The following is an 11,867-nucleotide window of genomic DNA, read 5'->3' as shown; positions in this document are numbered from 1 at the left end:
TAAAGCCGTCGGTCAACAGCCGTAGAATGAACCCGTGACCGCATCGAGCCCCCGGCCCACCAGGGCGCAGCAGCGCCGCCAGAGCGAGGAGCGCATCCTCGCCGCAGCCCGTCACATCTTTGCCGAGCTCGGCTACGACCGGACCACAATCCGGGCCGTGGCGTCGGCTGCCGGTGTCGATCCCGGGCTGGTCATGCACTACTTCGGCAGCAAGGACTTGCTCTTCGCCCGGGCCGTCGAGGTGCCCGCCGATGAGTTGCCCGCCGGCACTCCAGGCGAGGTGGCCGAGGCCTTACTCACCTCGCTGGGTCGGCGCCTGACCGGCGAGCCGGCGGCCTCCCTGGCGGTACTGCGCTCGATGCTCACCAACGCCGACGCCGCTGATCGCTACCGGGCCGCCGGTGAATCCCAGCTCAACCGGCTCACCGAGGCGATACCGACGCCTGACGCCGATTTGCGCGCAAGTCTGCTCAGCGCGATCATCCACGGCGTGATAGCCGAGCGATACCTGCTACGCCTCACGCACCTCGCGGACGCCTCACCCGAACGAATCATCGACCTACTGCGCCCGTGCGTCCAAAGTCTGACCACACCTCCTCCGACATCGGTACAGCCCTAGTAAATGACCGTGACGTCTGCCGCCCAGGCGAAACGCCTCGGCGTAGATCCCGAAAGGCGGCTGCCGTACTAGGGCCACCCTCACCCGACTTGGCATTGCGCTGAACCAGTGTCAATAAATTGTGGCCAAGCAATTGACAAGGATCGGGGTGGGTTCGTGGATGCGGTGACCGCCGCGGCTGTCCCAGGCCGGTATTGCACCTTCAGCTCCGTGAACGCATGACGGGTTACGCGCCGGAGCGGATTTGGCGCCAGCGGCCGGGGGCGATTCGCTCCTGCCGGGTGAAGGCGCGGCTCAGCGCCGGGGCGGACTCGTAGCCGACTCGCAGTGCGATCTCGTTCAGGCTCAGCGGGGTTTCCCGGAGCAGGCGCTTGGCCTCGCACAGCCGCCAGCGGCGCAGCAGGGCGAGCGGGCTCTCCCCGGCCGCCTGGCGGAACGCCGCCGCGAATGCGGCACGGGACATGTGCGCCTCCCGGGCCAGTGCCGCCACCGTCCACGGGTACGCAAGGTCGTCCCGCATGGCGCGGGCCGCGCGGGCCAGCCGGGGATCGCCGAACAGTCGCGGCGAGGTGCCGGTGCCGGTCTTGAGGGTGGCGGTGAGCGCGCGGAGCGTGTGCGTCATCAGCACCTCGGCGAGCCGTGCGGTGACCAGGTCCGCATCGGTTTCGCCGCGGGCCCGCTCGTGCTCCAGCAGCCCGAAGGTGGCGTCGAGTGCGGCGGCCGTCTCCGTGTCCGTCTCCAGCCGCAGCACCGCCGGCAGCGGTCCGGACCGCACCGGGCTGCCCGCGGCCCCGAACGCCATGGCTTGCAGATCGGTGCGCGGCCCGGCCTGGCCGTGCCGCGCCAGTCCGCGCACCACCGGAGTCCTCCTCGCCGGGCAGGCGTCTCCCGCGACGACCGGCCGGTCGGCCACCACCACCTCGTCACCGTCCGGGATGACCAGGTAATCGCCGGACACCGCGCCGACCGTACGCCCGTCGCTGCGCGTGGTGACCATTACCCGCCCCTCGGCCACCCGCATGATCCAGATCGAGGACCCGGTGGGGACGGAGAACGCCCACGGCCCCCGGGCGACGAACCGGCCGTACATGACGCCCCCCGCGCGGATGTGGACGATCGGACACGAACGCTGGACGCCACGGTACGCCCGCGCCACCCCGCCCGGCACACGCTGTATCCATGCACGCCATCACGATCCAGAACAACGCGCTCGTCTGGTCGGACGTCCCCGATCCCGTACCCGGTCCGGGTGAGGTCCTCGTCGACGTCGCCGCGACCGCCGTGAACCGGGCCGACATCGGCCAGCGCCTCGGCTTCTACCCGCCGCCGCCCGGTGAACCGGAGTACCCGGGTCTGGAGTGCGCCGGCGTCGTCACCGCCGTCGGGCCCGGGGTGCTCGAGCACCACCTGGGTGAGCGGGTCTGCGCGCTGCTCGGCGGTGGCGGGTACGCGGAGAAGGTGGTCGTGCCGGTCGGCCAGCTACTGCCCGTACCCGCGGGATTGTCCTTGCCGGAGGCGGCGTCCCTGCCCGAGGCGGCCTGCACGGTCTGGTCCAACCTGGTCGACCTCGGCGGGCTCCGCGACGGCGGCACCCTGCTCGTGCACGGCGGGGGCAGCGGGATCGGCACGTTCGCGGTGCAACTCGGGCGGGCCCTCGGCGCCACCGTCATCGCCACCGCTCGCGCCGCCAAGCACGACCGGGTCCGCGCCCTCGGTGCCGACGTGGTCGTCGACTACACCACCGATGACTTCGCCGTCGCCACCCTCGCCCACACCGGCGGCCGGGGCGCGGACGTGGTGCTGGACATCGTCGGCGCCGACTACCTGGCCCGCAATCTGGCCGCGCTCGCACCCCGCGGGCGCATCATGACGATCGGCTTCCAGGGCTCCCTGTCCGCGACGCTCGACTTCACCACCCTCTTCGCGAAGCAGGCCTCGATCACCGCCACCGGTTTGCGTCACCGCCCCCGCCGCGACAAGGCCCGCATCGTCCGGCACGTCACCGACCAGATCTGGCCCCTCGTCGCCGCCGGCACCATCCGCCCGGTGATCGACCGTGTCCTCCCGCTCCGCGCCGCCGCGGAGGCCCACCACCTCATGGAATCCAGCTCCCACACCGGCAAGATCGTCCTCACCAACGATGAGCCTCGTGCGGCCTGTCGCCGACCATGACGTGACGCCCGCGCCCCGTGGGTGTCTCCTGGGCGGCCGGCCACGGCCAGATGAGGACGCCGGCGTGTTGTCCGGCGGCGGCCCGTCTCGAACCAGTCCGGTGCTCACCTCGAGGCGGAGCCGGAGCGCGGGATGTGAGATCCGCGGACATCCACCAGAAGGTGCCGGGAGTCTTCCCATCCGGCGCCCCCGGGAAATCGGCTTCCGGAGGGCTCCTGCGGTCCCTGACCCGCGCAGATCCGGCCCACCCGGCGGACCGACGACGAAGACACGGTCACGCGCGGGGGCGTTCCTCCCGTGTACGGCGGGTGAAGGACTCGCCGTACACCTGGGATCGGAAGTGCAGGATCGGGTCGTCGGACAGCTCGATACCGGGGACGACGCCGGTGGGGTCGAAGACGGTCGCGTCGAGCGCGGCCTGGTCCTCGACCGCGGAGCCGAGGCGGAGCGTGCCGGCCGTGACCGTCTCGCGGGAGTCCGGCCACTGGGCGGTCACGTCGTCGGTGGGGTCTCCGGGGTCCGCCAGGGTGAACACGAGGGACCAGGACGCCGGCCCGCGCTGCAGGATCTCGTCGATCAGGTAGTGGGGCGGGCGCTGGTCCTCGTCGGTCAGCGTGGCCTCGCCCGCGTCCGGCAGCCAGCTGTAGCGGAACGCCCGCCGCGTCCCGTCCGGGGCGACCAGGAAGTACGCGTGGAGCCCGTTGTAGCGGGTGGTCGCGAAGCTGGCCTGGACCGGCATGCCGGCGATCGCCCTGATTCCCGGCAGGATGTGCCGGTGGGTGGCGACGTGCGCCAGGATCAACGGGCTCGGCTTGCCGGTCGCCGGGTTCTGCAGCTTCGTGACCTGGATGAACTCCTTCGGGGTCCGGGCCGGGAACGCGGGGATGCTGGCCGCGGCCCAGGTGGCGTGCCCGCCGGCCGGCAGGTCGAACCGGATGCCCAGGCCGAGCGTCGTGCCGCGGCCGTCCGGCTTGCGTTCCGGCGCGTGCGGGTTGCCCGGTGCGGTGGACAGCCGGACCAGCGCGGTGACCGGCGGCCCGGCCAGGTGCGCCGCGGTGGTCAGCGTCGCGATGTCCGGCGCCGGGGTGAACGTGGCGTGGAAGAGCACGCCGCGCGGATGCGCCCGCCGATATCCCGGGACGGTCGCGGTGTGCTTCTCCATGGCCTCGATGGCGCGGATGACGGTCGCACGGTCGGCGTCCGGCATGGCAATCTCCTTGGTACGGCGGCGGATGCGGCGCGACCGCCGCCGGTGTGCATGTCTGTCGACTGTGGGCAGACCTGCTGATCTTGCGATGACCGCGCGGCACAGCGTAGCCCCGTCGATCGCCTCCGCCGAATCCATCGACCATGCCGGCCGCGGTCGCGGGGACGGGTCCGCGGGCGGGCGTTCGGCCGACGGTGAGAGGGCGCCGGTCCGAGGACCGGCGCCCGGTGCGGCCGGTCAGCCGCGGCGCCACTTCTGGTTGGCGCCGCCGTGGCAGTCGAAGAGGACGAGGCGGGCGCCGTCGGCGGTGTTCCAGTCGACGACGTCGACGCACCTGTTGGCCTGGGGGTTGACCAGGTCGCCGGCGGCGCTGAGGACGAACTGCTGGGCCGGGTTGCCGCTGCAGGTGGCGAGCTGGATGACGGCGCCGTTCGCGGTGGAACCCCACGCCACGTCCATGCACAGGCCGAGCGCGCGGACCGTGCCGTCGCCGGGCCAGGTCCAGTTCTGGGCGGCGGTGCCGTTGCACGTCCAGAGCTGCAGGTACTGGCCGTCGACGCCGTTGGAGTTGGGGACGTCGATGCACTTGTTCGCCAGGCCGATGAGCCGGCTGCCCGAACCGCTGCCGCCGGTGGTGGTCAGGGACAGGCCGTAGCGGGACAGGATCTCGTTGACCGGCTGGTAGACCGTGGTGCCGCCGGAGGCGCAGTCGCCGCCGGCGCCGGAGGTGACGCCCTGGGCTTGGTTGCCGGAGAGGAACGAGCCGCCGGAGTCGCCGGGCTGGGCGCAGGCGCTGCTGGAGACCAGGCCGTTGACGATCTGCCCGCTGTAGTTGACGGTGACGTTCTTGGCGGTGATGGTGCCGCAGCGCCAGCCGGTGGTGCGGCCGGATCGGCAGACGGACGCGCCGACCGCGGCCTCGGTGGAGCCGGCGACCGTGGCGACGCCGCCGCCGTAGTTGTTCACCCAGGGCTGGGGCACCCAGTTGCCGTTCGTCTGCACCCAGGCGAGGTCGTCGCCGGGGAACGAGGAGCCGCGGAAGGTGCCCTGGGCGACGCCGCTGCCGCTGGTGGTGGCGCCGACGCCGCCGCAGTGCCCGGCGGTGACGAAGCCGCCGGCGACCGCGAAGCCGACCGAGCACAGCACGCTGTTGTTGATCACGTACTGGTCGCCGCCGCGGATGTCGTAGACCGGCCGGTACGCCTCCGCCGCGCGTGCCGTGACCGCGTCGGGCGGCAGGCCGGCGCCGCGGGCGAACGCGGTGGCCGCCGCCGGGTCCGCGGCCTGGACGGTGACGGTGTTGGTGACCGGGTCGACGTACCAGGAGTGGACGCGGTTCCCGGCGGAGGCGGCGCGGCGGTCGAGCGTGGCGGCGAGTCCGTTGAGCGTGGTCAGGCTGCGGCCGACGACCTTGGGGGTGGCGCCGGCCGCGCGAACCGTCGCCGCCCGTGCCGGGTCGGTGATGCCGGCCATCACGGTACGGCCGTCCGCCGCGATCCAGGTGCCGGCGTAGGCGCTGCCCAGTGTGCTCTCCAGCCGGCGCTCGATCGGCGGGGCCACGGCCTCGGTGATCAGGCGCTCGGCCAGTTCCGCGCCGGTGAGCCCCAGGTCGCGCTGCATGGCCTCGATCTGTCCGGGGGCGAGGTCGGGGCCGGCGGCCGACGCCGGCGTGGGCGGGGTGACGAGCAGGCCGCCGCCGAGGATCAGGCTCAGGAGCGCACCCATTCTGCGTGTCATCGCGTACCTCCGAGGGTGGGGGGTGTGTGAGAGCGCTCTCTGTTAAGAGAGTTTACGGATAATCCGGTGGCCGTCAATATCCGCGAACTTCTATCTCATGCGGCTGGATTCGGGAGGGCGCGGCGCGAGGAGGTGCGCCATGAGAGTCGTGGGGCCGTCGATCGCGGCCGGGCTGATCCTCAGCGGGGTGTTCACGCTGATCCTGCTGCTCGGCGGCGTGGTCGCCCGGGACTTCGGCGTGCACGGCCATCCCGCGCCGATCCGCCGGCGGTACGGGCCGAAGAGCGCGCGAGGGCGGCGGGTCACCGCGGTCGCCGGTGCGCTGATCGCGGTGACCATCACGGCGACGCTGGCCGCGCTGATGGCCGCGGTGGACGCGCGCACGTTCGGCACCGCGTTCGCCGCCGCGGAGATCGCGCTGCTGACCTGGAACGCGTACGACCTGGTGGTGCTGGACTGGCTGGTGTTCGTCGCGTGGCGGCCCGCGCTGGTCGTGCTGCCCGGCACGGAGGACATGCCGGAGTGCCGGGACTGGCGCTTTCACGCCGCCGGGTTCGCCAAGGGCGTCGTCATCGTCACCGTGATCGCGCTCGTCGCCGCGACCGTGACCGCGCTGGTGCGCTGACAGCGCGAAGGCCCGCGAACCGCGGGCCTTCTGCGACGTGAGGGTGTGGTCAGGAACGGGCGATCGCGGTGGTCTCGGTGGACGAGCCCTCGATCACCGGGCTGGTCCGGCCGCCGGTGGCGATCTGGATGCGGCGCGGCTTGGCCGCCTCGGCCACCGGGATGGTGAGCGTCAGCACGCCGTCCTGCCAGGTGGCGGCCACGTTGTCGAGATCGAGCCCGTCGCCCAGCGTGAGGCGGCGCTCGAAGGTGCCGGTGGCCCGCTCGCGGCGCAGCCACTGCACGTCCGCGTCGGTGCGCGCGGAGCGCTCGGCGCGGATGCTCAGCACGCGCCCGTCCACGTCCACCTGCACGGAGCCGGGGTCGACGCCGGCCAGGTCGCAGTGCAGGACGAAGTGGTCACCGGAGCGGTACAGGTCCATCGGCATCGCCATGGTGGCGGCGCCGCCGACGCCGGGGGCGCCGAACATCTGACCGGCCAGGCGGTCGAACTCGCGAAAAGGATCGAAAGTCAGCACCACGGGACCCACCTCCTCGAGGCTGCCCGCCGGGCCTTCCGGCGAGGCGTGTGGCGCTCGGCTCACAACCAATTCTGCCGAGGAGCTCGCTGCTCTGGGCAGCGGCTACAGATATTTTTTTAGCACTCCCCGAGGGCGAGTGCCAAGCAGTTCACGCAGATTTCCCGGCGGCTCGCAGCCCGGTGGTGGCGACGTCGATGATGCGGTCGAGCGCGGCCGGATCGGTGGCCGCGGCCGGGTGCGACTGGCACCCCACCATCAGCGCCTTGAGGTCGGCGAACTCGATGTCGGCGCGCACCGCCCCGGCCCGCTGGGCGTCCGCGAGCAGTGTGCGGAGGTGGCCGGACAGGTCGTAGCCGGCCTCCGCCGCGGCGGCGTCCAGGTCGTACCCGGTGCCGGCGAGTGCCTCGGCCAGCCCGCGGTTCGCGGCGCCGGCGCGGATGAGCGTGCCGAAGAACCGGAAGAACCGCTCGCCGGAGTCGCCGGCCGGTTCGTCGGGCTCGGCCAGGAGTTGCCCCATGCGTTCCAGCAGGATCGCCGCGATCAGCGCCTCCTTGGTGGGGAAGTGGCGGCTCACGGTGCCGGTGCCGACGCCGGCCCGGCGCGCGATCTCGTGCACCGGCACGGTCAGGCCCTCGGTGGCGAAGACCTCGCCGGCCACCTCCAGCACCCGGGCGCGGTTGCGGCGCGCGTCGGCGCGCAGCTCTCTCGGCACACAGGCCTCCATTGCTAAACGGGATGGACGTCCCGTATATTGCGAATAACCGGGATGATCGTACCGGATATCGTCAGGAGGTCGCGATGTCACCACGATGGACAGCAGCGCACGTCCCCGACCAGCACGGCCGCACCGCCGTGATCACCGGCGGCAACACCGGCCTCGGCTTCGTGACCGCCCGGGTGCTCGCCGCCCGTGGCGCCACCGTCGTGCTGGCCTGCCGCGACCCCGGCCGGGCCACCGCCGCGGCCGGCCGGATCAGGGCCGCGGTCCCGGGCGCCGCCGTCGAGACCCTGCACCTGGACCTGGCGTCGCAGGCGTCGGTACGGGAAGCGGCGCGGCGGCTACCCGGCCCGGTCGACCTGCTGATCAACAACGCCGGCGCGCTGTTCCGGCACCGGTCGACCACCGAGGACGGGCACGAGCGCACGCTCGCGACGAACCACCTGGGCCCGTTCGCGTTCACCGGCCTGGTGCTGGACCGGCTGCTGACCGTGCCGGGCTCGCGCGTGGTCACGGTGACCAGCCTCGGCCACCGGTACGGCACCGGCGTGATCAACTTCGACGACCTGCACCACGCGTCCGGCTGGACGCACACCGGCGCCAACCGCGCCGCGTATTTCCAGTCCAAACTGGCCAATCTCATGTTCACCTACGAGCTGCAGCGGCGCCTGGACGCGGCGGGTGCGCCGACCATCGCCACGGCCGCCCACCCGGGCAATGCCCGCACCGAGTTCCCGCGCGACCTCGACCCGCTGTCCCGCGCCGTGGCCAGCCCGCGGCTGCGCCTGCTCACCTGGTGGCTGCTGCAGAGCGCGGAGGTCGGTGCGCTGGCGATCCTGCGGGCCGCCACCGACCCGGACGCGCGCGGCGGCGACCTCTTCGGGCCGGGTGGGCGCCACCAGTTCGTCGGTCACCCGGTGCGGGTCGCGTCCTCGCCCCGGTCCCACGACACCGAGGCGCAGCGCCGGCTCTGGGGCGAGTCGGAGCGGCTGACCGGCGTGACCTACGCGGTGCCCTGACGGCGGTGGGTCAGGAGCCCGGCGGCTGGAGGTTCAGCGCGGCCGTGCGGTACAGCATGCCGCGCAGGTGATCGCCGAGCTGCGCGGTGCTCCACCCCAGGACGTTGAGCGCGATCGCCTCGTTGGCCGGCTCGTCGTGCTGCCGGTAGTAGCCGAGCGCGGTCTCCGCCAGCGCGACCGCGTCGCCGTCGCGTCCCTCGTGGACGCGCAGCACGGCCGTGTCCGTCAGCACGTCCGCGACCCCGCCCTCGTCGCCGGACCGGCGGCACAGCTCCAGCGCGGCGGCGAGGTGCCGGTCGGCGGACCGCAGCAGCCGGTGACGCTTCTGCAGCACGCCCAGCGCGTGATGCAGGTGCCGCTGCGCGCGGACGTCACCGGACGCGCGGGCCCGGTCGAGCTCCGACTCGTGCAGCCGGACCGCGTCGTCCCGCCACCCGCGCCGGTCCAGGAAGCCGCCGAGCGCGCAGACGAGCTGCCAGCGGTGGGTGTGCAGCCCGTGCGCGCCGGTGGTCCGTACCGTTTCGACGAGGTTCGGATATTCCAGGTCGCACCACCGGTACGCCGCCGTGCTGTCGGCCGGGCGCTCCACCACCGTGTCCGGGGCCGGCTCCGGCAGCTCGACCCGGGCGAGCCGGGGCGTGAACATCCGGACCGCGGCGTACGCGCTGTGCAGGTAGTGGTCGATCAGCCGGCGCAGGGCCGGTGCGGCGTCCGTGGCCCGGTCCCGGCCCAGCTCCACCGCGTACGCGCGCAGCAGGTCGTGCAGCGCGAACCGGCCCGGCGCGTGCTCGACCGCCAGATGCGCGGTGGTCAGCTCGCGGACGGTGTCCCGCGCGGCCGCGACCGGCAGGCCGAGCAGCCCGGCCGCGGCGGCCACGCTCAGGTCCGGCCCGCCGTGCACCCCGATCAGGCGGAACAGCAGCGCGGCCCGCACCCCCAGCGTCCGGTACGACCAGGAGATCGCGGCCCGGGCGTCCGCGGCCGGCGCGCCACCGGCCAGCACGTCCAGCGGGGTGTCCGCGGCCAGGTCGTCGGCCAGCGTGCGCAGCGGGAACGACGCCCGCGCCGCGGCCCGCGCCGCGATCACCGTCAGGGCCAGCGGCAGCCCGGCGCACCGTCGGACGATCTCCCGGGCCGCCGGTTCGTCCCGCCGCACCCGCTCCTCGCCGAGCCGGGCCGCCAGCAGCGCGAACGCGGCGTCCTCGGGCAGCAGGCCGAGCAGCAGCAGGCGGGCGTCGTCCGTGACGGCGAGCGAGGTCAGCTCGGCCCGGCTGGTGACCACGGTCCGGCAGCCCGGCGCGCCCGGCAGCAGCGGGCGCACCTGCTCCGCGTCGCGCGCGTTGTCCAGCACCAGCAGCGCCCGGCGGTCCGCCAGCACGCTGCGGAACAGCGCGGCCCGCGCCGGCACCCCGGCGGGCACCCGCTCCGGCGGTACGCCCAGCGCCTCGACCAACTGCCGCAACGCCTCCTCGGGGGCGACCGGCGCGCCGGAGGCGTCGAAGCCGCGCAGATCGAGGTAGAGCTGGCCGTCCGGGAAGTGCGCGGCCACCCGGTGCGCCCAGTGCAGCGCCAGCGCGGTCTTGCCGACGCCGGCCGTGCCCTGCACCACGACCAGCCGCGGGCCGTCGTCATCCGGCTGCCGCAGCGTGTCCAGCACCGCGGACTCGGCGGTGCGCCCCACCAACCCGGACCGGGGCATGGGGAGCTGACGAGGCCGTACCGGCTGCCAGTCCACGACCACGGGCGCATCGCCCGGCGGCGGGGCGGCCGGCGCCGTGCGCAGGATCTCGGTGAAGCGTTCCGCCAGCGCGGACGACGGGTCGACGCCCAGCTCGTCCGCGAGCACGTCGGCGGTCCGGCGGTACACCGCGATCGCCTCGCTCTGCCGGCCGTGCCGGCTCAGCGCCAGCATCAGCGACGCGACCAGCCGTTCGCGGAGCGGATGCCGGTCGACCAGCGCGGACAGCTCCTCCACCACGGACGCGGACGCGCCGCCCGCCACCTCGTACTCCAGGCAGTCCTCCAGCGCCGTCAGCCGCATCTCCTCCAGCCAGGCCGCCCGATCCCGCACCGCGCCGTCCAGGTCGGCGAGGACCGGGCCGCGCCACAGCACCAGACCCGCGCGGAACGCCTGCGCGGCTCCGGCGGGGTCGCCGTCCCGGACCAGCCGCCGGCCGGCCGCCACCGCGGCGCGGAACCGCGCCGCGTCGATCCGCTCGTCCGGGACGCACAGCCGGTAGCCGCCGGGCTCGGTGCGCAACTCGCCCCAGGACGGCACCCGGCCCAGCGCCCGCCGCAGCATGGAGACGGCCATGTGCACCTGACGCCGTGCGGTCGCGGGCGGCGCGTCGCCCCACACCGCGGCGGCCAGCTCGCGGCCGGCCACCGGGTGGTTGTTGTGCAACAGCAGCGTGGCCAGCACCAGCCGCTGCCGCCGCCCGCCGAGCCGGACGGCGTCCCCGCCCGCGAGCACCTCGAAGGGCCCGAGCAGCCGGAATTCGACCCCCGTTGACATGGGTCGAATCCTAGGTATCGATCATGGCCGCTTCACGGGTTCCCGCCGATACCCGACAGGGGGCGCGCCGAGACGGCCGTGACCCACGGTGGGACGCGGACCGGCCACGTCGGCCGGCCGAACCGACACGGAGGTGTCGACATGACCAGATCCATGGGGGAGACCACGACGCGCTGGATGGCGGCGGTCGCGGCCGCGATCGTGCTCGTCACCGGGCTGATCGTCACCGCGGCGTCCCCGGCCTCGGCGGCGGGTGCCGACAAGGCCGGCTTCGCCGGCGTCAGCACGACCGCGGTGACCGCGGCCGCGGTCGGCAACTGCCCGCGCGGATACCACTGCGTGTACATCCTCGACTCGTTCAGCAGCGCGTCGCACAACTACTTCAACACGGACCGTGACTTCAGCGACGACTACTTCGACCGCGACAACGGCAACGGCGCCGAGTCGGACTCGGTCGTCGACAACAACGTCCGATCGGCGGCCAACAGCAGCAGCGGGGGATACGAGAGTCACTTCTTCTACGGCAGCAACCCGGTCGTGGGCGTCAGCACGCTGGTCTTCTGCCTCAACCCGAACACCCAGGCCCGGGGCCTGTGGACCGACGGAACACCTGGCAACGGCACCGGGCACGGCGACGAGGCCAGCTCGCTCCTTCTCCGTGGCCGGACCTCGATCGACTGTCTGGGCTGACCACCCGTCCGAGTAGCAGAAGCACCGGGGTGCGGTTCCGGCCCC

Annotated in this window: 11 protein-coding genes; 5 read left to right on the top strand and 6 right to left on the bottom strand. The window is 73.5% G+C overall.

What is annotated here, in order from left to right; all coding sequences use genetic code 11:
• The first annotated feature begins 34 nt into the window (after positions 1–34).
• Positions 35–619, top strand: a complete 585-nt coding sequence (locus J2S41_RS29265) for a TetR/AcrR family transcriptional regulator (protein ID WP_310372419.1) — start codon at positions 35–37, stop codon at positions 617–619.
• A 226-nt stretch (positions 620–845) separates the two neighbouring features.
• On the opposite strand, the gene J2S41_RS29260 is transcribed toward J2S41_RS29265, so the two are convergent.
• On the bottom strand, positions 846–1,775 hold the full coding sequence (locus J2S41_RS29260; RefSeq protein ID WP_310376587.1) for an AraC family transcriptional regulator: 930 nt from the start codon (positions 1,773–1,775) through the stop codon (positions 846–848).
• Between the two features lie 23 nt (positions 1,776–1,798).
• On the opposite strand from J2S41_RS29260, the gene J2S41_RS29255 reads away from it, so the two are divergent.
• On the top strand, positions 1,799–2,791 hold the full coding sequence (locus tag J2S41_RS29255; protein ID WP_310372418.1) for an NAD(P)H-quinone oxidoreductase: 993 nt from the start codon (positions 1,799–1,801) through the stop codon (positions 2,789–2,791).
• 274 nt (positions 2,792–3,065) lie between these two features.
• Here the strand turns inward: J2S41_RS29255 and J2S41_RS29250 are convergent, their stop codons facing one another.
• Both J2S41_RS29250 and J2S41_RS29245 read right to left on the bottom strand, forming a co-directional pair.
• Complete coding sequence (locus tag J2S41_RS29250) at positions 3,066–3,998, bottom strand: catalase (protein ID WP_310372417.1); 933 nt, start codon at positions 3,996–3,998, stop codon at positions 3,066–3,068.
• Positions 3,999–4,235: 237 nt separating this feature from the next.
• Entirely contained in the window at positions 4,236–5,735 is a 1,500-nt protein-coding gene (locus J2S41_RS29245; protein ID WP_310372416.1) for a ricin-type beta-trefoil lectin domain protein, read from the bottom strand.
• 139 nt (positions 5,736–5,874) lie between these two features.
• On the opposite strand from J2S41_RS29245, the gene J2S41_RS29240 reads away from it, so the two are divergent.
• Entirely contained in the window at positions 5,875–6,360 is a 486-nt protein-coding gene (locus J2S41_RS29240; protein ID WP_310372414.1) for a hypothetical protein, read from the top strand.
• Between the two features lie 49 nt (positions 6,361–6,409).
• Here the strand turns inward: J2S41_RS29240 and J2S41_RS29235 are convergent, their stop codons facing one another.
• Positions 6,410–6,880 (bottom strand): Hsp20/alpha crystallin family protein, encoded by a 471-nt coding sequence (locus J2S41_RS29235; RefSeq protein ID WP_310372412.1) that lies wholly within the window; start codon positions 6,878–6,880, stop codon positions 6,410–6,412.
• Between the two features lie 148 nt (positions 6,881–7,028).
• The gene (locus J2S41_RS29230; protein ID WP_310372410.1) at positions 7,029–7,592 is read right to left on the bottom strand and encodes a TetR/AcrR family transcriptional regulator; all 564 of its coding nucleotides are present in this window, start codon (positions 7,590–7,592) and stop codon (positions 7,029–7,031) included.
• 86 nt (positions 7,593–7,678) lie between these two features.
• Between J2S41_RS29230 and J2S41_RS29225 the strand changes: the two genes are divergently transcribed.
• A complete protein-coding gene (locus J2S41_RS29225) occupies positions 7,679–8,617 on the top strand; it encodes an oxidoreductase (RefSeq protein WP_310372408.1) in 939 nt (312 codons plus the stop codon).
• Positions 8,618–8,627: 10 nt separating this feature from the next.
• On the opposite strand, the gene J2S41_RS29220 is transcribed toward J2S41_RS29225, so the two are convergent.
• Complete coding sequence (locus J2S41_RS29220) at positions 8,628–11,132, bottom strand: AfsR/SARP family transcriptional regulator (RefSeq protein ID WP_310372407.1); 2,505 nt, start codon at positions 11,130–11,132, stop codon at positions 8,628–8,630.
• 141 nt (positions 11,133–11,273) lie between these two features.
• On the opposite strand from J2S41_RS29220, the gene J2S41_RS29215 reads away from it, so the two are divergent.
• Positions 11,274–11,822 carry a hypothetical protein gene (locus J2S41_RS29215; protein WP_310372405.1) on the top strand — a complete coding sequence of 183 codons (549 nt, stop codon included), beginning with the start codon at positions 11,274–11,276 and terminating at the stop codon, positions 11,820–11,822.
• The last annotated feature ends 45 nt before the right edge of the window (positions 11,823–11,867 follow it).

It is taken from the genome of Catenuloplanes atrovinosus (assembly GCF_031458235.1).
Lineage (GTDB): Bacteria > Actinomycetota > Actinomycetes > Mycobacteriales > Micromonosporaceae > Catenuloplanes > Catenuloplanes atrovinosus.
The sequence above is the reverse complement of the archived record's forward strand: the minus strand, read 5'-3'. Positions and strand labels throughout refer to the sequence as shown.

What these genes read in the sequence shown, in the direction of transcription:
- J2S41_RS29255 (WP_310372418.1), top strand. Translation starts at nt 1,799, where the DNA reads ATGCACGCCATCACGATCCAGAACAACGCGCTCGTCTGGTCGGACGTC.
- J2S41_RS29250 (WP_310372417.1), bottom strand. Translation starts at nt 3,998, where the DNA reads ATGCCGGACGCCGACCGTGCGACCGTCATCCGCGCCATCGAGGCCATG.
- J2S41_RS29245 (WP_310372416.1), bottom strand. Translation starts at nt 5,735, where the DNA reads ATGACACGCAGAATGGGTGCGCTCCTGAGCCTGATCCTCGGCGGCGGC.
- J2S41_RS29240 (WP_310372414.1), top strand. Translation starts at nt 5,875, where the DNA reads ATGAGAGTCGTGGGGCCGTCGATCGCGGCCGGGCTGATCCTCAGCGGG.
- J2S41_RS29225 (WP_310372408.1), top strand. Translation starts at nt 7,679, where the DNA reads ATGTCACCACGATGGACAGCAGCGCACGTCCCCGACCAGCACGGCCGC.
- J2S41_RS29220 (WP_310372407.1), bottom strand. Translation starts at nt 11,132, where the DNA reads ATGTCAACGGGGGTCGAATTCCGGCTGCTCGGGCCCTTCGAGGTGCTC.
- J2S41_RS29215 (WP_310372405.1), top strand. Translation starts at nt 11,274, where the DNA reads ATGACCAGATCCATGGGGGAGACCACGACGCGCTGGATGGCGGCGGTC.